This window comes from Microcoleus sp. S36a_B3 (assembly GCF_036700745.1).
In the GTDB taxonomy this organism is placed as follows: Bacteria; Cyanobacteriota; Cyanobacteriia; order Cyanobacteriales; family Microcoleaceae; genus Microcoleus.
This window is the reverse complement of the sequence record NZ_JAUBPN010000014.1, coordinates 112,802-132,832: the sequence shown is the minus strand read 5'-3', so window position 1 is coordinate 132,832 and position 20,031 is coordinate 112,802. Positions and strand designations below refer to the sequence as shown.

The 20,031-nt window shown below is 46.2% G+C and carries 17 protein-coding genes; 9 read left to right on the top strand and 8 right to left on the bottom strand.

The window, feature by feature from the left end; all coding sequences use genetic code 11:
* Nucleotides 1–115: 115 nt before the first annotated feature.
* The gene (locus QUA01_RS16840) at nucleotides 116–1,159 is read right to left on the bottom strand and encodes an aspartate-semialdehyde dehydrogenase (RefSeq protein WP_333091104.1); all 1,044 of its coding nucleotides are present in this window, start codon (nucleotides 1,157–1,159) and stop codon (nucleotides 116–118) included.
* 851 nt (nucleotides 1,160–2,010) lie between these two features.
* Here QUA01_RS16840 and tig point away from each other — a divergent pair.
* The 4 genes from tig to QUA01_RS16820 all read left to right on the top strand — a co-directional run bounded on the left by tig (nucleotide 2,011) and on the right by QUA01_RS16820 (nucleotide 6,796).
* Nucleotides 2,011–3,435 (top strand): trigger factor, encoded by a 1,425-nt coding sequence (gene tig / locus QUA01_RS16835; RefSeq protein ID WP_333091103.1) that lies wholly within the window; start codon nucleotides 2,011–2,013, stop codon nucleotides 3,433–3,435.
* 521 nt (nucleotides 3,436–3,956) lie between these two features.
* Nucleotides 3,957–4,646, top strand: coding sequence for an ATP-dependent Clp endopeptidase proteolytic subunit ClpP (gene clpP / locus QUA01_RS16830; protein WP_194010717.1), 690 nt, complete (start codon nucleotides 3,957–3,959; stop codon nucleotides 4,644–4,646).
* 9 nt (nucleotides 4,647–4,655) lie between these two features.
* The gene (gene clpX / locus QUA01_RS16825) at nucleotides 4,656–5,996 is read left to right on the top strand and encodes an ATP-dependent protease ATP-binding subunit ClpX (protein ID WP_333091101.1); all 1,341 of its coding nucleotides are present in this window, start codon (nucleotides 4,656–4,658) and stop codon (nucleotides 5,994–5,996) included.
* 26 nt (nucleotides 5,997–6,022) lie between these two features.
* Nucleotides 6,023–6,796 carry a GNAT family N-acetyltransferase gene (locus tag QUA01_RS16820; RefSeq protein ID WP_333091099.1) on the top strand — a complete coding sequence of 258 codons (774 nt, stop codon included), beginning with the start codon at nucleotides 6,023–6,025 and terminating at the stop codon, nucleotides 6,794–6,796.
* Here the strand turns inward: QUA01_RS16820 and QUA01_RS16815 are convergent.
* Nucleotides 6,783–8,861, bottom strand: coding sequence for a DNA polymerase III subunit gamma/tau (locus QUA01_RS16815; protein WP_333091098.1), 2,079 nt, complete (start codon nucleotides 8,859–8,861; stop codon nucleotides 6,783–6,785). The two genes, QUA01_RS16820 and QUA01_RS16815, sit on opposite strands and share 14 nt — an antisense overlap.
* On the opposite strand from QUA01_RS16815, the gene QUA01_RS16810 reads away from it, so the two are divergent.
* Nucleotides 8,841–9,239, top strand: coding sequence for a hypothetical protein (locus tag QUA01_RS16810; RefSeq protein ID WP_333091097.1), 399 nt, complete (start codon nucleotides 8,841–8,843; stop codon nucleotides 9,237–9,239). The two genes, QUA01_RS16815 and QUA01_RS16810, sit on opposite strands and share 21 nt — an antisense overlap.
* Before the next feature lie 161 nt (nucleotides 9,240–9,400).
* Entirely contained in the window at nucleotides 9,401–10,312 is a 912-nt protein-coding gene (locus QUA01_RS16805; protein WP_333091095.1) for a hypothetical protein, read from the top strand.
* A gap of 16 nt (nucleotides 10,313–10,328) precedes the next feature.
* Here QUA01_RS16805 and QUA01_RS16800 read toward each other — a convergent pair whose 3' ends face one another.
* From QUA01_RS16800 to QUA01_RS16785, 4 genes are all read right to left on the bottom strand, one after another.
* Nucleotides 10,329–11,051: a DevA family ABC transporter ATP-binding protein gene (locus tag QUA01_RS16800; protein ID WP_333091094.1), complete on the bottom strand. Its 723-nt coding sequence runs from the start codon at nucleotides 11,049–11,051 to the stop codon at nucleotides 10,329–10,331.
* A 433-nt stretch (nucleotides 11,052–11,484) separates the two neighbouring features.
* Entirely contained in the window at nucleotides 11,485–12,645 is a 1,161-nt protein-coding gene (devC, locus tag QUA01_RS16795; protein WP_333091093.1) for an ABC transporter permease DevC, read from the bottom strand.
* Between the two features lie 156 nt (nucleotides 12,646–12,801).
* Complete coding sequence (locus QUA01_RS16790; protein WP_333091092.1) at nucleotides 12,802–14,442, bottom strand: HlyD family efflux transporter periplasmic adaptor subunit; 1,641 nt, start codon at nucleotides 14,440–14,442, stop codon at nucleotides 12,802–12,804.
* A gap of 72 nt (nucleotides 14,443–14,514) precedes the next feature.
* Nucleotides 14,515–15,252, bottom strand: coding sequence for a phycocyanobilin:ferredoxin oxidoreductase (locus QUA01_RS16785; protein WP_333091090.1), 738 nt, complete (start codon nucleotides 15,250–15,252; stop codon nucleotides 14,515–14,517).
* A 44-nt stretch (nucleotides 15,253–15,296) separates the two neighbouring features.
* On the opposite strand from QUA01_RS16785, the gene tatA reads away from it, so the two are divergent.
* On the top strand, nucleotides 15,297–15,593 hold the full coding sequence (tatA, locus tag QUA01_RS16780) for a twin-arginine translocase TatA/TatE family subunit (RefSeq protein ID WP_333133116.1): 297 nt from the start codon (nucleotides 15,297–15,299) through the stop codon (nucleotides 15,591–15,593).
* A gap of 116 nt (nucleotides 15,594–15,709) precedes the next feature.
* Here the strand turns inward: tatA and panB are convergent, their stop codons facing one another.
* Nucleotides 15,710–16,486 (bottom strand): 3-methyl-2-oxobutanoate hydroxymethyltransferase, encoded by a 777-nt coding sequence (gene panB / locus QUA01_RS16775; protein ID WP_333091088.1) that lies wholly within the window; start codon nucleotides 16,484–16,486, stop codon nucleotides 15,710–15,712.
* Nucleotides 16,487–16,626: 140 nt separating this feature from the next.
* Nucleotides 16,627–17,043, bottom strand: a complete 417-nt coding sequence (locus tag QUA01_RS16770) for an aspartyl protease (RefSeq protein WP_333091087.1) — start codon at nucleotides 17,041–17,043, stop codon at nucleotides 16,627–16,629.
* 392 nt (nucleotides 17,044–17,435) lie between these two features.
* Between QUA01_RS16770 and QUA01_RS16765 the strand changes: the two genes are divergently transcribed.
* The gene (locus QUA01_RS16765) at nucleotides 17,436–18,590 is read left to right on the top strand and encodes an FIST signal transduction protein (protein WP_333091086.1); all 1,155 of its coding nucleotides are present in this window, start codon (nucleotides 17,436–17,438) and stop codon (nucleotides 18,588–18,590) included.
* Nucleotides 18,490–19,686: a sensor histidine kinase gene (locus QUA01_RS16760; protein ID WP_333091085.1), complete on the top strand. Its 1,197-nt coding sequence runs from the start codon at nucleotides 18,490–18,492 to the stop codon at nucleotides 19,684–19,686. The genes QUA01_RS16765 and QUA01_RS16760 overlap by 101 nt, the downstream gene beginning before the upstream one ends.
* Nucleotides 19,687–20,031: the final 345 nt, after the last annotated feature.

Below are 20,031 nucleotides of genomic sequence, written 5' to 3'. Positions count from 1 at the left end.
TTGCTGCTGCAGATTTATCTGGGAGATTAACTCGATCCTAAAATTTTAGGTTTTTTACGACACTACTTAAATTTGAGTAGGAGGCTTTTATCCGTTTTTTTGGGTCGAGTCCACCTTAATTATAAGCAGCCGCTGCTTTGATTCGCAACAAATCTTTTTCTGCTAGCAACTCAGCTATCTGCACCGCATTTAAAGCCGCCCCTTTGCGAATTTGATCGCCGCTCAGCCACATCTCCAACCCGCAGGGGTGAGAAATATCTTGGCGAATCCTGCCGACTAACACCTCATCCTTACCGCTGGCTTCTACAGGCATCGGGAAATAATTAGCTTGCCAGTCTTCTACCAGCTTAACCCCGATCGCCCCCTTTAAGATTTCCCTGGCCTCGATCGGACTAAAAGGCTCTGCAAACTCTAGATTAATCGCTTCGGAATGGGCGCGGAGTACGGGAACCCGCACGCAAGTTGCAGTAATTTTAATTTCGTCCGTACCGAATATCTTCCGAGTTTCGTTTAGCATTTTCATCTCTTCCTCACAATACCCCAAATCGTTAATCGGCGTATTGTGCGGAAACAAATTAAAAGCTAACGGGTAAGGAAATATCTCTGTTTTGGGAGTTTCCCCAGCCAAAATTGCTCTGGCTTGAGCTTTCGTTTCCTCCATTGCTCTGGCTCCCGCGCCGCTAGCAGACTGGTAAGTCGCTACAACTATGCGCTTCACAGGCCTAACTTTGTGAAGCGGCCAAACGGCAACTGCCATCAAAATCGTCGTGCAGTTGGGATTAGCAATGATACCTCGGTGAGCAGCCACCGCTTCGGGATTGACTTCGGGAACCACTAGCGGCACCGTCGCATCCATGCGGAAAGCGCTGGAATTGTCAATTACCACTGCCCCAGCGGCCACGGCTTTCGGAGCCCATAGTTTAGAAGTAGAACCGCCTGCGGAGGCGAGCACTAGATCCACATTATCGAACGATCGCTCCGAAACTGCTTCGACCGTCAGCATCTCGCCGCCAAAGGGCACTTTTGTGCCGGCGGAACGCTCCGAAGCTAACAGCTTCAATTCAGAAATCGGAAATTTCCTGCTGTACAAGAGTTCTAGCAACTCGGCACCGACTGCGCCGGTGGCTCCTAATATGGCAACTCGGTAGGATTGAGACAAATTAGTTTCCTCCACAAATTATAGTTTCTACGATCGAAATCAAAAATTTAAATAACGGCATCACAAGCTGTTGCGCCTGAGAGCTTGTGTATGGCGAATCAGGGGGAGAGAGTCCCAGAGTCCCAGAGTCCCAGAGTCCCAGAGTCCGAGGGGGAGAGGATTTTTAAGCTGTTCGGGAAATATACAATTTAAATTTACAATAGCTTATCAAAATTAATTTATTTTATTTATGCGATATCAGAACGCGAGCCTGTGGTAGAGGTGCAGTTAACCGCAGCGGTCGATCGCACTCAATCCCAGTTTAGCATCTTTCGCCTCGCGATCGCGTCCAATTCGCATCCGGTTAGCTTTTAGGAGCTACCTGCATTTTAGCAAGCACATCCTTTGATGGCAGCGCCGATCGTCCCCGCCACATTGACATCAGAGGGCGATTTGTGCTATTGTGCATCGGCGATTGGTGGATTTAACCTCCACATTTCTAGCAGCAAAAGCTAGTATCCTCAAACTAAAGCTATTTGGTAAGATCCAAAAAAGTAGCCGGAAACGACTTACAGTCTCATCCGGTAGAGGTGTTTGTAGCTGTACAGCTATGGAAAGCGTAGAAACTTAAAATGCAGGCAAAGTCAAATTTGTATGTATTTTTTGAAGGAGGCAGGAGGCAGAAGGCAGAAGGCAGAAAATCTTATTCAGCAGGGGTATCAATCCCCTTTTGAATAAAAGTCACCCAATTAAAATTTGGTGGGGTCTTAAAACCGAACTGCTGTCACAGGCAGAGGGTAGAAATCAGTATTCCTCCTGCCTCCTGCCCTCTGCATTTCTCGATAACTATTGTTTAATATCAAAAAAAGCCGATGAAAGTAACCCAGGAAAAACTTCCAGCCAGCCAAATTGGTCTGGAAATCGAAATTCCATCAGAAAAATCCAAACAAGCTTACGAGCAGGTAATTAAACAATTCGCTCGCGAAGTGAATATTCCTGGGTTCCGCAAAGGCAAAGTTCCCCGCAACATTTTGCTGCAGCGCCTGGGCCAGACTCGTTTGAAGGCGACGGCTTTGGAAAATTTGATTAACGACTCGCTACAAAAAGCCCTCGAACAAGAAAAAATTCAGGCGATTGGCAGTTTTGAACTGCGTACCGAGTTTGAAGAATTGCTAGAAAAGTTCGATCCAGAACAGCCTCTGACTTTTTCGGCTAAGGTTGACGTACAACCAGAAGTGAAAATGAATCAGTACACCGGCTTGCAGCTTCAAGCAGAAGAAGTTAAGTATGATGAAGCTCAGGTGGATGAGGTACTGGCCAAATATCGATCGGACAAAGCAACTTTAATCCCCGTAGAAGGCCGGCCCGCTCAGTTGGGAGACGTGGCTTTGGTTGACTTCGCCGGTAGATTTGCCGAAGCACCAGAAGGCGAAACACCCGCAGAAATTCCCGGTGGCGGTGCAGAAGACTTTCAAGTAGAACTGTCGGAAGATCAGTTTGTACCTGGTTTTATCCAAGGCATGATCGGGATGAATCCCGGAGAAACAAGAGAAGTTTCCGTGCAGTTTCCAGAAGAGTACAGCAGTGAAGAATTAGCCGGAAAACCAGCAGTTTTTACGATTACTCTGAAAGAACTTAAGGAAAAAGAATTGCCGGAGTTGGACGACGACTTCGCTCAAGAAGTTAGCGAGTTTGAAACTTTAGCCGAACTGCGCGCATCCCTAGAAACTCGGTTTAAAGCCGACCAAGAAAACAAGTTATCAGCTAATAAGGAAAAAGCCATATCAGCAGCACTCGTGCAGCTAATTGAAGTGGAAATTCCCGAAACAATGGTCGATCGCGAAATCGATTATTTGCTGAACCAACAAGCGCTGCAATTGAAAAATTACGGCATAGATATCAACCAACTGTTTACCGAAGAAAATATGGGGCCGATGCGGGAACGCTCGCGCCCGGAAGCAATAGAAAAGCTGAAGCAGTCTCTAGCTCTGGCAGAAGTGGCCAAGCTCGAATCCTTGTATGTGGAAGACTCGGAAGTAGCAGCAGAAGTCGCAAAAGTCAGAAAGCAGTTTCCTAAAGGAAATTTTGACCCTGAAAAGTTGCGGGAATTTGTAGGAGAAGACTTGCTCAAACAAAAAACTCTGAAATGGTTGGAGGAAAAAGGTACGATCGAACTCGTACCTGAAGGCTCTCTCAATCCTGCTCTAGACGAAGAATCAGAAGCAGAAGACGCTGAAGTTTCTGGAGAAGAAGCAGCCACTAGCGTTGTTGATGTGGAAGTCGTAGGCCAAGAGTAAAACCTTCTACTTTTTGGCAATGCCAAAAACTACCAGCCTAGGATGCAGCGAACTTACCCGCAGGGGGCTAGAAACCCGGTTTCTATGTAGGTAACTGACGCATTCGATCGCCAAAAAACCGGGTTTTTACCGAATCTGCAGCCTGCAACGAAAGCTGTTGGTAAAAAAAAACCCGGTTTCTGAACGCTCGCGCCTCCTGCAGTGTAGATGCCTCATGGCCCAAGGCTGATGTTTCTTTGAAACCGGGTTTCTGTTGCTAAGTTATATACAAGCTCGGGGCGCGCACTAAAAACGAGAAACTAGAAACAGCGACGATCGATCGGTAAGTATTTCAACTCATTCACCCCCCAGTCGCGGGAAGTCGCCTCAGCTTTGCGCTTCGCTGCGGAAAGCAATTTGCCAACTCAAAACTCCCGATTCCCCCCATGTCGGTTCAGAAAAGGCATAATAGTTAAAAGCTGACGGCTTAATTTCAAGCTTTCATCAGCAGCAAATTGTCTAGTATCCTTGACTGGTGTCTTATGGTTGTATCTCAATCTTCCAATTACCTAATTACAAGCTATAACGATTTTGATGTCAGCTCTAGTCCCAGCAATGTAGTGCCGATGGTACTAGAACAGTCGGGGATGGGCGAGCGGGCATTTGACATTTACTCGCGCTTGCTGCGGGAGCGAATCGTGTTTTTAGGAACTCCCGTAACCGATGAAGTGGCTGACTCGATCGTAGCTCAGCTATTGTATCTAGATGCCGAAGATCCAGAAAAAGATGTCCAAATGTACATAAATTCCCCCGGTGGCTCGGTGACGGCGGGTATGGCAATTTATGACACAATGCAGCAAATCCGCCCGGATGTGGTGACGATTTGTTACGGCTTGGCCGCGAGTATGGGCGCATTTCTGCTGACAGCAGGAGCCCACGGGAAGCGGATGTCTCTTCCGAGCTCCCGGATTATGATTCACCAACCGCTTGGAGGCGCTCAAGGTCAGGCAGTTGATATTGAGATTCAAGCTAAAGAAATCCTTTATCATAAGCGTAAGCTGAATCAACTTTTAGCGCACCACACGGGTCAATCCCTCGAAAAGTTGGAGGCTGATACTGAGCGCGACTTTTTTATGTCGGCCGAGGAAGCTAAAGATTACGGATTGGTCGATCGAGTTATCGAAAAGGAAAATCTTCCGACGGCGGGAGAAAATGTCACTGCACTGAAATAAGAGGCTGTTATGTCTAAGTACGACTCCCATCTAAAATGTTCGTTTTGTGGCAAGTCTCAAGAGCAGGTACGCAAGTTGATCGCAGGCCCTGGGGTGTATATCTGTGACGAATGCGTTGACTTGTGCAATGAAATTTTAGATGAGGAGTTGTTTGATTCGAGTGCAGTGCCGGCGGCGGCGGTTCCGAAGCAGGAAACAACCCAAAAACGCCGCGCTACCTCGGGCAAAAGTATGTCGATGAGCCAAATTCCCAAGCCGAGGGAAATTAAAAATTATCTCGACGAAAATGCGATCGGTCAAGAAGAGGCGAAAAAGGTGCTCTCCGTGGCGGTTTACAACCACTACAAGCGACTGAGTTTTATCCATGCCAAAAATAGCGGCAAGCACCCGCCGGAAGAAGTAGAACTGCAAAAATCAAATATTTTGTTAATCGGGCCGACGGGCTGCGGAAAAACTCTCCTCGCTCAGACTTTGGCGGATATGCTGGACGTGCCGTTTGCGGTGGCTGACGCGACGACTCTGACGGAAGCCGGTTATGTCGGGGAAGATGTGGAAAATATTTTGCTGCGGCTGCTGCAGGTGGCAGATATGGATGTGGAAGAGGCGCAGCGCGGAATTATTTATATTGATGAAATTGACAAAATTGCCCGGAAGAGCGAAAATCCTTCGATTACGCGGGATGTCTCTGGAGAAGGGGTGCAGCAGGCGCTACTGAAAATGCTTGAGGGGACGATCGCCAATGTACCTCCCCAAGGCGGCCGCAAGCATCCCTACCAAGACTGCATCCAAATTGATACCAGCAATATCATGTTTATTTGCGGCGGCGCTTTTGTCGGTCTCGACAAGGTGATCGAGCAGAGAACGGGTAAAAAGTCAATGGGTTTTATTCAGCCGGGAGAAGCTGTGCCGAAGGAAAAACGGGCCGCTGATGTGCTCAGGCAACTGGAACCAGACGATTTGGTCAAATTTGGGATGATTCCTGAGTTTATCGGGCGGGTGCCGGTGGCGGCGGTGTTAGATCCGCTGGATGAGGAAACGCTGATGGCGATTTTGACTGAGCCTCGCAATGCTTTGGTTAAGCAGTATCAAAAGCTGCTAAAAATGGATAATGTGCAGTTGGACTTTAAGCCGGATGCGATTCGGGCGATCGCCCAGGAAGCCTACCGCCGCAAAACTGGAGCGCGGGCGCTCAGGGGAATTGTCGAAGAATTGATGTTGGATGTGATGTACGAGTTGCCGTCGCGCAAGGATGTGACGCGGTGTACGATTACTAAGGAAATGGTTGAGAAGCGATCGACCGCCGAGCTCTTGGTACTTCCGTCTTCGCTACCAAAACCGGAGTCAGCCTAAAAGCAAGGTTTTCAGCACAGCCGCTTATGGAATCTCGCATTCAACTATACCTGCGCTTTGCCGCCAGCCAGCAGCGCGACACCGAGCGGATCGGGCCCTTCCTCGCTACCTTCAGCCCCCACAGCGCTAACCCTTATCTGAACTATGCCATTCCCGACGACGGCGCAGCACCTTCCCTCGCCGATGTCAACGCCCTAATCGCTGCGTACTCTTGGCGCGGGCGAAAGCCGCGTTTGGAGTATGTCTCGAAACTAGCGCCTGCTGTCGAAGAAGCCCTGATCTCGGCTGGTTTCACTGTTGAGGGACGCTTGCCGCTGATGATTTGTACTCCGGGCTCGGAGAAATTGCTTCCCATCCCCCCAGAAATTGAGCTAATTTTGCCAGTTTCCGACGCTGAGCTCCTCGGTACTGTGGCGGCGCAACACGAGGCTTACGGCGAAGTTGCACCAAGCCCTGAAGACGTTGACAGTCTTCGCAAAAGTATCGCGGCGGGCAGCATTGCGGTACTCGCCCGCGTAGCAGCAACGGGGGAACCTGCGGGGGCTGGAGTCTGTACCGTACCGGAAAATCTGACGACGGAAATCGCAGGTATCGGTGTCCGCCCTTCTTTTCGGCGGCGGGGCATCGCAGGGGCTTTGACGGCGCGGCTGCTGCGAGAGGCTTTCGACGCGGGTGTTGCGGTGGGGTTTTTGATGGCAGGACACGAGGAGGAATTTCGAGTTTACACCCGCGCGGGATTTTGTGCGATCGGCGAAATCTGGCACATTTCCCTCCCGCCCAATTTGATTACCAACCCATAAAATCATCCCCATCAACCTCAGCAGATAACTCAGGAAAATCCGGTTCAGATTCCAATCTAAAAGTTTCCGACTCCCAAATCTCTAAATCATCCGACAAATCGACTACTTCCCCCTCAAATATATGAGCCAACTCCCTAGCTAAATTTGCCACATCTCGCGCGTCATCTCGCACCGCTACAGCCTGAGCTTTAGAGTCATTCTGAGAGTCTGTAATGTGGTTTTTATCCCGCAGAGGTTCAGAAATATTTGGCAGTTTTGCGGCGGTATTTTCAGCCTCCAAAGAGCGTTTTTGCTCTTCTCCTTCATCCCTATTAAAATTATCTGGAATTTCAGAACCCGCCGAATTCTGTATCTGTTGCTTCCCATCGCCCGCCGGATGAGAATTCCTCAAATTTTCGGCAACCAGTCCGTTAGAAGCTGGCAAATCCTTGATGCTGGAACTATTAGTTTCAGCGGGATTTGTCAAGCCCACTTTTACTGTTACTCGACGGTTAAAAATTTGCACAAAAGCTTCTTCAAGATTAGCTACTTTGTCTTTAACCATCTTGAGTAACGGCTGGGAACTAATCTTAACATAAGCACTATCATTGCTAAAAATTACTAGCTGTCCATGTTGGCGGAGTAGCGATTGAGTGCCGGGAGGGCGCACGCGATCGAGTACCTGTTCCCACAATCTATCTAAATCAATTTCATCGGCTGAATTAGTCGAGGCATAATTTGTTTGATTCGTTTCAGGAGTTGGTACAGGTGCGGGAATTTCAGCAGGAGGTGTGCTTTCTATTCTATTAGCCACAGGCGGCGACTGAGGCGGAGAATTTTGCGAATTGGGAACTGAAGATTGTTCAATATGAGATGTCTGATTCCCCCCCGATTGTAGGGGCGATGCCCCCTGGCTAGCCCTAGGTTGAGAGGGGTGAATTTGGGATTGAGCAATATTTCTAGCTGGTTCTGCTGTTGGTTGCTGCTGAGTTCTAATTGCTGAGGGCAATAATCCCAATAGGGTTACTTCCAGCCACAATCGCGGCTGAGTGCTGTTTTTAATTTGCACTTCCTGGGTTTGCAATTGTTTCTGACTTGCTAAAATTAACTCGGTATCCCAGTTGCGAGCAACATCGCAAAGTTTTTCCCAAGTGGCGGCTGTTAAAGCGACTAAATCTGAGCGTTTGGGTGCTGTTTTGGCTATTAGCAAATCTCGGTAAAAGCTGGCGAGACTTTGCAGCACTATTAGCGGTTCCCGACCGCGATCCATGAGGTGGCGGGTCATGTCTATTAATGCTGTAGGGTTATCTTTTTCAATTGCTTGCAGCAGTTCCATTAAGTCGTTTTCGGGGACTGCGCCGACTAAATCCCAAACTTTTTCGATTGTTATTTGGTCGGGAAATAAGCTGAGTTGGTCGAGCAAACTTTCGGCATCTCGCAGTCCTCCTTGGGCGATTTGAGCAACCATTTGTACTGCTTCGCTGGCAATGTTGATGTTTTCTAATTGGGCGATTTTGTGCAAGTGAGCAATCATTGCATCGAGGGGTATGCGGCGAAAGTCGAACTTTTGGCAGCGTGAGATGATGGTGGGCAGGACTCTTTGGGGGTCGGTTGTGGCGAGGACGAATACGACGCGATCGGGTGGTTCTTCTAAGGTTTTTAATAAGGCATTAAATGCCTGGGTACTCAGCATATGAACTTCGTCGATTACATATACTTTATAGCGACACTGGACGGGGGCAAATTGGGCTCGTTCGATCAAGTCTCGGATGTTATCTACTCCGGTGTTGCTGGCGGCGTCGATTTCGATGACATCTAGTGTGGAACCTCTGGCAATTTCTTGGCAAACGTTGCATTTGCCGCAGGGAGTTGGGGTGGGCGCGCCAGTAGAAATACAGTTGAGGGATTTGGCAAAAATTCTGGCGCTGGAGGTTTTGCCGGTGCCTCTGGGGCCTGTGAATAGATATGCTGGTGCTATGCGCTGTTGTAGGATGGCGCTGGTTAGGGTTTGGGCGATCGCCTCTTGGCCGACTAATTCGGCAAATGTCTGAGGGCGATATTTGTGATGGAGGGGTTCGTAGGTCACGATCGAATATTGGTGGTATTAGCTGTAATCTTAGCTAAGGACACGTTGTTCGATCGCACCGCTAGCGATCGTCTCCAACCAAATCACTCGCTATACCGGGCGACGGGAGCGAGGGAGCCTGTAGCAATTAGCACCTTCCTCGCCTGTACCCGGACGATCTCCGGGCGATCGGTTGTTCGGCAGAATTGTTTTGGGCAATCGCTCTCAGAGTTACTATTAATTTATGTGTGTTTACTGTTCTTTTCTGAGAAGCAGAGCCCGCCGAACCTACTTGTTTTTGAACTGTACTGGTATAATATAACACAGAGAATCCGCAATTTCTTTTTCCCATTGGCCGATCGCGATTTTGCGATATTTCGGGAACCAGCTTGCAGTTAAAGATAGAGTATTAATTAGAGGGTGCCTGTTCGAGTTGTAGAAATCCGGTTGTAGACAGATAGTGATAGAAAGAGATCGATGTTAGTCGATCGAGTTGCACTGCCAGCTCTACTCTGGAGTCCTGTAGAAATATAGTGCCAAATTTTACCCTTTAAAAGCCCATGTCAACCAAAATAATCCTTGTAGAATCAAGGTTGGCAGTAGCCTCTCCCAAGCCCAAACAGGCTAAACCAGCAGGTTTAGCCTCCGATCAACTCTTGATGGGAGCATCCGGGGCACTGTTGTTATTGCTTATCGGTTTAGCGGTGTTTACCAAGCTAAAACTCAAAGATTTGAGCAAGAAGCTCAAATTTGAAGAGTTTAGAAATCGAGAACTCCAGAAAAAATACAAAATGGCTCTGGAAACCTTGACAAAGATGGAAAAAAATCCCGACCTCATCCACTCGCGAGACTTTAATTTAGACTACCTGAGAATGCGGATGGCGGAAGAGGTTTTTCACTTTGCCATTGTGAACAAAATTAAGGTAAAAGTCAAAGACAAAATTAGTATTGCCCTGCGTCCGACTCAGGGTGCTGTCGGAGATAAAAACGGAAGTGCAGGCAGCGGCAGACAAGTGGATTCGATGTTTGATATCGAATACGAAACTGGCGATCCGGCAGTAAAAATAGAAAAGCGAGTGCTGTTTCGGATTCAAATTAAGCTGATGAAACTGCCGACTCAGGCAACATCGGCGACAATTAATCAAATTATTGATTGTTTGGAAACTTACCTGAGTCCTTCCGACGATCACGACAGTTGGCAGCCAACAATTCAAGGCCGCATTGTTCACATTGAGTGGGATCAAAAAGCCAAGCCAACGCCGATGTTGGTGCTGGAACAGTCAAACGAAGGGGTGAATGTTAGCTTTAGGACTACGAGAGCTGCTGCGGGCAGACTTGCGAACGATCTTCCAAGTCAAGTTACCTCTGTTAAAAGTTCAAAAGGAACAAAAGGTGTTACCAAGATCCCAAGTAAAACTGCATCTAAAAGTTCTAGTAAAACTGGGGCGAAGCGCCCTACTTCCCGCAAATAAGCGGATTTAATTAAGTTTATTTGCTGGCAATAGCAGCGGTGGCGGTGTTGGTGGCGGTGTCTTGTGCGAGGTAGCCGTCTTCCATGTGAATAATGCGATCTGCTATGTCTAAAATCCGGTTGTCGTGGGTGACGAGCAATATTGTACTGTGCTGTTCTTTGGCTAAACTTCGCATGATTTCTACCACATCTCTACCAGATTTGCTGTCTAGGGCTGCGGTAGGTTCGTCGGCTAATATTAATTTTGGTTGACTGACTAATGCGCGGGCGATCGCAACTCTTTGTTTTTGTCCGCCAGAAAGACTGTCCGGGTAATATTCTATTCTTTCTCCCAACCCTACAGCTTCCAGCATTCGCTCTATTTTATCGTTAGTTTCTTGGGTAGAAAGATGGCTGTGCAGTTCCAGAGACATTTGCACGTTTTGCCTTGCTGTCAAGCATTTGAGCAAATTGTGAGCTTGGAAAATATAACCGATGTCGCGGCGGAGTTGAACTAATTTATTTTTCTTGGTTCCCCGCAATTCTTGGTCAAGAATTTTGAGACTGCCTTCTTGGATCGATCGCAAAGCTCCAATCAAGGTTAACAACGTTGTTTTGCCAGACCCAGAAGGCCCGGTCATCAGCACGATTTCGCCCGGATAAATTTCGAGGTTGATGTCAAATAATGTCTGTTTGCGAAGTTGTCCTTCGCCGAAGGAATGATTGAGATTTTTAATGGAAACAACTGGTGTAGCGTTCATAATTAATTGGCATTATTTAATGAAATCAACCCATAAGGTTCAAAATAATCAGACAAGGCTCAATTGAGATCGGGATCGACTCCCTGCGATCGCAAATAAGCAGCCAATCGCTCTTTTTGTTCTCGTTCAGCATCGGCGCGTTGGCTTTCAACATCGGCGTCGAGGTAACGCTGTGGGGTTGAAGCTTTGGGTCATAGCGCAGAACCCAGGAAGAGTGCGATCGAGATGGATGCTCTCTTACAGCATAGCGTTTGATCGGCAAAACTATCAATAACAAATAACCAATAACAAATAACAAATAACAAATAACCAATAACAAATAACCAATAACAAATAACAAATAACCAATAACCAACAACCAATAACCAACAACTAATCACCAATCACCAATCACCAATCACCAATCACCAATCACCAATCACCAATAACCCATTTAAAAAATATCCGCCGGGTCAGCAGCCTGCAACTTCCTAACTGCGATCGCCCCCGATAGACAACACATCACAACGGTCATTACAAAAACAGTTACAGCCTTCCCCACCGTCATGTACATCGGCAAACTCGTAGCACTTCTCCCTAAATTGTACAGCACCACAGAAACCCCAAACCCAGGTAAATAGCCAAGAATTGCTAATATCAAAGCCTCTTTAAAAACTACCCCCAAAAAGTAAAAATCCTTATATCCCATCGCCTTGAGCGTAGCGTATTCCGGCAAGTGATCGTTAACATCAGTATAAAGAATTTGGTATACAATCACTATCCCGACGATAAATCCCATTGCCGCGCCGAGAGTGAAAATAAAACCGATCGCCGTACTTTCTTCCCAATACTTTTTCTCAAAAGCTACAAACTCTTCCTTAGAATCAATTCGCACATCTGACGGCAAAGTTGCCCTCATTTTTTCCACAACAGCCTTAACATCCGTTGCAGGCTGCAAGTGAACAATTCCTATATCAATTAAACCTTTAGTTCTTCTAGTGTGAAAAATACGCAGAAAGTTCAAATCGCTGGTGACAAGATTTCCGTCAGCACTGAAAGAAGCCCCTATAGTAAATAAACCATCTACCCTAACGCGGCGATTGTCAACTTCAGTTTCAACAACTTTTCCCTGTTTGAAATATTCTGCTACCGGCCCAAACTCTGGGCGGGAAGCTTGGTCAAATAAAACCACATCGGGAATTTTGATTGTGTCCAAATTATTTGTGATTTCTGGCATCTCAAAAATTGGATGAGTGGGGTCAAAACCGATGACCATCAATTGCCGGGTATTGCGAACGTTTGGGTCGGGATTTTTCCACAATCCAAAGCCTATATATACCGGGCTGATTTCTGTAACGCCGTTAAAACTCAAAGCTTGATACAAGCGCCGCTGGGGAAAACTTTTCATGGCTATTAAAGCCGTAGATTGGGTGTTGGTGATGAAAATATCTCCTTTTAACTTTGAGTGGAAGCTGATGGAACTTTCAAACAGCGCGTCTCTAAATCCGAACTGCATAAACATCAGCAAGTCGGCAAATCCGATGCCTGCTAGCGCGATGACTAAGCGCATTTTTTCGCGGGTTAACTGTGCCCAAGCTAAGGGTATTTTTGCCATAATGAAGGAAGGGGGAAGAAGGCAGTTGGTGGTTGGCAGTTGGTGGTTGGCAGTTGGCAGTTGGCAGTTGGCAGTTGGCAGTTGGCAGTTGGCAGTTGGCAGTAGTTAACGGTTAACAGTCAACAGTCAACAGTCAACAGTCAACAATTCCGAATCTTAGATGTCTATTTTAACTTCAACTTGCAAGTTTGTGAGCGATGCAACTTTCTTGCTCGATTCGGGATCGAGGCGAATTCTTACTTCTACAACTCTCGCGTCGGTGTCGGCTGCGGGGTCAGTATTGAGGACATCTTTTTTGCCGATTTGTTTGCCGATTCGAGTGACTGTTCCTTCTAAATTGCCTGCAAATACGGGGCTGCTGATGGTAGCGCGCTGGCCGTTTAGGACTTTGGCGATGTCGGTTTCATAAACTTCGGCTATGGCGTACATTTGATCGGTGCGGCCTAGTTCTACTATGCCGTCTTGGGTGTTGATGCGTTCTCCTTGTCTGGTGTTAACTTTGAGGATGGAACCGGATACGGGTGCTTTGACGTAGCTTAAGTTTAAGTCTACTTGGGCTTTTTGTCTGGTGGCGATCGCACTTTCGACTGCGGCTTGGGCGGCTTGTACGTCTTCGGAACGGACTTCGGATATTTGGTCGAGATTTGCTCTGGCTTGATTGATTTGTGCTTCGCCGGTTTCTGCTTTTTGTTTCAGCATTGCTTCGGCTTGATTGATTTGTTCTCGGCCTGTTTCTATCTTTTGATTTAAAGTAGCGCGGGCTTGGTTAATTTCCTGCCGCCCTGTTTCTAATTTGCGTTTAAGATTGGCGCGGGATTGGTTGATTTCTTGTTGGCCTGTTTCTAATATTTGTTTGAGGGTAGCTTGAGTTTCAATTATTTCCTGTTGCACAGTTGCGACGGTTTTTTCTAATATCGCTTGTGCTTCTCTAACTTTTTGTTTGGCTGTAGCTACTGTTAAGCGTTTGGTGTCGTAGCTAGAAGCGGAAATTGCGCCTGTTTCGGAGAGTTCTTTGTTGCGTTGTTCCTCGGCTTCGGCGTTGGTTAATTCGGCTTTTAGTCGATCGACTGTAGCGTTTTGAGAGGCAATTTCGCCGCGCAATTGAGCTTCCAGCCTCGCGAGTTTGGCTTGCTGCGCTTGAGTTTCTCTTTGCAGTTGCGCTTCAAATTTGGCAAGATTGGCTTGTTCGGCTTCGGTTTCTCTTTGCAGTTGAGCTTCAAATTTGGCTACGTTTGCTTGTTCGGCTTCGGTTTCTCTTTGCAGTTGAGCTTCTAGGCGGGCGACATTGGCTGCTTCGCCTTCAGTTTCTCTTTGACGTTGAACTTCTGACTTGGAAACTTCGGCTTTTTGGGCGACGATTTCCCCGGTTTTTGCGCCTCCTTGAATTTTGGCTAATTCTGCTTGTTTGACTTGAACTTCTTTGTCGGCTTGTTGGAGGATGGCTTGGAGCCGATCGCGCGTATCGAGAACTGCTATGATTTGTCCTTGACTGACGCGATCGCCCTCTTCCACCCGCAACTCTTCAATTCTCGCTCCCTCCGACGCTGAAGGGGCGGACAATTTGATCACTTCCCCTTGGGGAGTCAACCTACCCAAAGCTGTGATGCTGCTGCGAGTGGAGGCTGGAGTTGCAGCCGCCGTTGCAGCCGCCTTTAACTCTTCGGCTTTTTTAATTTGAGATACTTGCCAAAAACCTACTCCTGTGATAATGACAGTAGCGGCGATCGCTAAACCAATGACTCCTCGCCCTGGAGGTTTTAAAAATGACTTATCCTTGACCCGCGATTCCTTTCCCATGACTTATCACATAGGTGATTTCTTGATTAAGTTTTTTCACACCTATTGTTAAGTAGTGTAAACTGATTTCAGCTATTTAGGGAAATCAAAAAGCACCTGAGTCATGTAATTTTCTGCCCAATCTTGACCGAAAGCTTTTTCGAGGACGCGGCGGGTTTTGTCGTTTTGCTGCTGCTGGGTGCAGTAGTAAATTTGAGCGTCGAGAATTTTCGATGCTTCGGCCGCAGAGACTGGTTCTGCTGCGACTGCGAGTTGGCAGTGAATTTCAACGTAGGATTCAACTATGTCCAGAAATCTGGTTTCTTCTTCTGGTGAATCGGGCCGGACAAACAGGCAAAATTCTGAGAAAATATCTCCCCATTCAGGAATTTGGCGGGGACAGGAAAATTGGTTGACCGGCAAATTTTGCAGTTGGGTTCGGTAATTTTCCGACAAAGTGCGGCTGGGATTGAGGGGAGAAAGGTCTGCGATTGCGGCGCTAATTTTGCCTTTGCCTGCTACGATATCGGTGCCGAACATTGGCAAAGCGTAATTCGGTCTGGGAAACATCACGCAGTGCAGAATATCCAGCACCGGCCCGACTTTAGCGAGTTCGAGGTGTATTTTGCGGAACTGCGGCGTTTGATAGCAGCGGTTTTCCACGATCAATTTTTCTCCCTCCAAGCGCCCTTCTATGTATCCCAACTCAGCGGGGAGGTGGTAGGGTTCGAGGTCGAGATAGCGGTGCCATACTGCTTCCATCCGTTGTGCTAGTTCGCGGATGAGGTAGTGCTGTTGCTCGCGCAGGGAAGGCTGGGAGATTTCTAACATTCCTAATTTATCGGGCGATCGCTTAATAAAACTTGATTCTACGGTTGCAGGATGCAGGAAAAAAGGTAGATACTTTTAAGGATACCAGCAGATTGACTTGCGATCGAGCAAGTTTTATAGGAGATGACTGTATGTTTGGTCTGGGATTGCCCGAAATGGGCATTATTGCGGTAGTCGCTATTCTAATTTTTGGCCCTAAAAAAATTCCTGAGTTGGGAAATGCTTTGGGTAAAACGCTGCGGAGTTTTAAGGAAGGGGTCGGTCTAGGAGATGATGAATCGGCTCTAGACGAGAAGGAGAAGGAGAAGAAGAAAGAGGAAGAGGCTGGGCCGAAGGTGTAAATTAGGGGAGCATCTGGGGCGCTCCTAGAAAAAATGCCCCAGATGCTCTTTAAATTAGGTTGGTTGATTGGGACTGAAATCGTCATTTGTAATGACTTGCATTCCTAACGGCGAATCTATTCGGGAAATTTTCGTTCTCTAACTTCTAGGGAATAATCTTTGACAGCTTGAGTAATTGTTTCTCGCAAATTCGCATAAGCTTTGGCAAAAGGCGGTTGTTTTTCCGAAAGTCCCAACAAATCGGAAGTAACTAAAACTTGTCCGTCGCAGTGCGGTCCGGCCCCGATACCAATGGTGGGAACAGTTAATTTTTGAGTAATTTGAGCAGCTAAGTCTGGGGGAATGTGTTCTAGGACGATCGCAAAAACCCCGGCTTCTTCCAGTGCGATCGATTCTGCTATGATGCGATCGGCAGATTCCGCTGTTTTGCCTTGTTTTTTGTAGCCTAATTGGTGTACCGACTGCGGAGTTAAACCGACGTGTCCCATCACCGGAATTCCGGCGGATGTTAGCTGTGAAACTGTAGCAGCCATTGCTGGATATCCACCCTCCAATTTGACAGCTTGAGCGCCAGTTTCTTTCAAAACTCTCCCCGCCGAGTGCATCGCTTGCTGCGGACTTTCCTGGTAAGTCAAAAACGGCAAATCCACCACAATTAATGCTTGTTTGACTCCGCGACACACTGCTTTAGCGTGGTGCAGCATTTCATCGAGGGTTAGCGGCAGTGTTGTTTCGTAGCCCAATACTGTCATTGCTAGGGAATCGCCGACTAAGATGATGTCAGCGCCGGCTTGGTCGAGTAGTTGGGCGATCGCACAATCATAACCTGTCAGCGCGACAATTGCACGTCCTTGCTGTTTCCACTGAATAAGTTGGTGTGTAGTTACTGCCATTTATTGCAAATATATATTGACTTTTTGGGTTAACAGTTTTGAACCCACGCATTCTATTGTAGGGTGCGCGGCGGTACATCTTAGCGCTATGATTAGCACGTAAACTCAATCATTTTTAGCCTTAGTCCTGACTGTTAAAACTACACCCGAATATAGCTTTGATTGCCTTCATTTGGTAAAACAATCAACCGTTGATTTTTCAAATCAGGTTCTAAGCCTAAATCTTCCAAAGGAATTAAGCCTATTAAAGGTTCTTGTCCTGCCGATAGTTCCACGCAATCATACCTTCCTTCTCTTCCCGCTAAGGCAAGACTGACATTTTTAAAGAGGCGAAATTTTCTAGATCCGATTACAGTATGTCCGTCAATTTCTCCAACTAGGGTTAAACCTAGCTGAGCGATAATTTCTTCTGGCAAACAGAGTCTAGTTGCCCCTGTATCAACCAATACGTTATCGAGAGTGATTGAACGTACTTGGTCTGTTGCTATAAACCCTCTCTCTACCAGCATCTTGTCTACTTCGTTGGTGACGGCGATTGTTGCAGTAACTCTGCCCATGTTTTTATCCTTCTGTTATGCTAGATAGTGCGATCGCGCATTTCTAAATGATATTTTTGCGATCCTGCTGGACGGCCATCTTACATTTTAGCAAAATATGTAGCTAAAAGGGCGATCGCCAAAGCTAAATCGTGCTCTGACTTACGCATCACCTAGGTAATTTTGTCATGATTCGCTGCCGTTGACAATCTCCAATCATTAGTCGATGGTTAAGCTGTCGTGCATTTAAATTGTCTGTCAAAAACCCATCAAACTATGAGTGTGTTTCACAGTCTTGGCCCGCCCCGAATATCCCAATTAAATCCACAACAGCTTAACAGTTTGCCCATAGGAATGAATGCGTCTAATTTACGCATTCATCTATTATCTCAACTACTTGATAAAGCAGATTTATGTTAAAAGTTGTCGTAGGTCATAGCAACGATCCTGACTCTCTAGAAGCAATAACAGAAGTCCTAGAACAATGCCATGAATCCCTATCAGGTGAAATTCCTCAAGCAGGCATCTTGTTTGCGGCCATTGATTTCGACTATCTCCTAATTTTGCAGCAAATCAATCAGACATATCCCGAAATTCAACTGATTGGCGGCACAACGGATGGAGAAATGTCTTCTGTTTTAGGATTTGAACAAGATTCAGTTAGCCTGATGCTATTTTGTTCCGATCGAATTACTATCCGTGCCGGCCTTGGACGAGGGATTTCTCAGGACTTGGAGGCGGCGGTTGAAACTGCTATTGTTCAAGCAAAAACCGGCCATCAAGAACCGATTAAACTTTGTATTACCTTCCCAGAAAGTCTCACCGCCAGCGCTGCTTTGATGTTAGATAGCTTGAATCAAGCTTTAGAAAAAAAAGTCCCGATTTTTGGCGGACTCGCGGCGGATCAGTGGCGGTTTCAGCAAACCTATCAATTCTTCGGTACAGAGGTTTTTAGTGATGCGATTCCCATTCTCTTAATTTCTGGAGACATTTTATTTTCTCATGGTGTGGCTAGTGGCTGGAAACCAGTAGGGAAAAAGGGCACAGTCACCAAAGCCTCTCAAAATATCCTGTACGAAATCGATCGCCAACCCGCTCTAGAATTTTATCATCACTATTTGGGGAAATTGCCGCCTTCCTCAGAATATCCCCTGGCCGTGTTTGATGTAGATGAAAGTCATTACTATATGCGAGCACCCAGTGGAGTTTGCGATGGGGTACTCGGAAGCGTAACCTTTTTTGGGGACATTCCCGAAGGGGCGATCGTTCAAATTACCGAAACTACCCACGATCGTATTCTGACTGCATCTCAAGTATCTATGATGCAAGCCTTAGAAAATTATCCGGGTAAAGTACCTGCTGCTGCTATGTATTTTTCCTGTGCTAGTCGGCGACAAATTTTAGGTAGTCGGACTCAAGAAGAATATGCGCTAACTCAAGCCTGCTTAACCGAGGCTTTACCGAGTTGTGGGTTTTACACCAATGGCGAAATTTCTCCTTTCAAGCATCAGAAAATCTCCTGTTTTCATAATGAGACATTTATTACTTTGCTACTGGGAGGAGAATAGAAATATGGAATTTAAAAAAACAGATAATTTAACAATTGAGCAGCTAGAAAAAGAAAACAGAATTTTACAAAAAAAGTTAGCTCGTTCCCAAAAAAACTGTTTGGAACTAGAACAAACTAATCAAAAAAAGGAGTCTTTGCTCCGACAAATCATCCACGAGCTAGAAGATTCACAGAGGGAAGTCAAGGAAAAGCGTCAGTTAGAAGCGACATTGCTCGAACTCAAACGAACTCAAGCCCAACTTGTTCATACTGAGAAGATGTCTAGCTTAGGACAGCTTGTAGCGGGTGTAGCCCATGAAATTAATAACCCTGTTAACTTTATCCACGGCAACCTCACATATATTCAGCAATATTCGCAAAACCTGCTGGAATTAGTGCAACTATACCAGCAGCACTATTCCAATCCAGTCGCTGAAATTCAAGCGAAAGAAAATGAAATAGATCTGGATTTTTTGCAGATAGACTTACTCCAAATCCTGAAATCTATGAATATCGGAACTGAACGTATCAGTCAAATTGTGTGGTCGTTACGGAATTTTTCGCGCATGGATGAAGCCGAGTTAAAGTCAGTAGATATTCACGAAGGGATAGATAGTACATTGCTGATTTTGCAACACCGTCTGAAGGAGAATCGAGGAGGCTCAGAGATTAAGGTGATTCGCAATTATGGCAAGTTACCGTTGGTGGAGTGTTATGCTGGACAATTAAATCAGGTTTTTATAAATATTCTGGCAAACGCTATTGATGCGATTGATGAGGTGAATGCTCAAAAAACTCAACAAGAAAGACAAGAAAATCTTAATCTGATTACTATTTCTACATCTATAATTAATGTAGACTGGGTGCAAATTGCGATCGCCGACAGTGGAGCCGGAATTTTAGAATCAATAAAAAAACAGATATTTAATCCATTTTTCACTACAAAACCTGTTGGTAAGGGAACCGGAATGGGAATGGCGATTTGTTACCACATCATCACCCAAAAACATGGTGGTCAGCTAATATGTTTTTCAACTCTGGGCACGGGGGCGGAGTTTGTGATTCGTATTCCTGTCCGCAAAAATTCTGAAATATCTCCCTTACAATTAGCATAAATCTGCCTCAAGCGCGATAGAGCTTGGAGTATATCAGCATCTCCTGCATTGAAAAAAGCGTTTTTTATTATAATCCTGTCCCTGCTGGCACGACCAAAGCAAAAATGAGATGCTTCCTCAAAAAAATTGACTCGTCGTTGCGATCGCATCTGTACAAGATTTTTGACAGTTAAACGATTATTTCAGTTTGTCTGGGATTTTGAGCTGTTCAATAATCCCAATTAAAAAAATACGATGCTTTTGCACGACTAATTGAGACGTGCTGTATATTGCAATACGGTTCACTTAAGACAGATCACCCTGGCAATAAATAGTGTTAAATGAACCGTATTGCTGTATATTGTA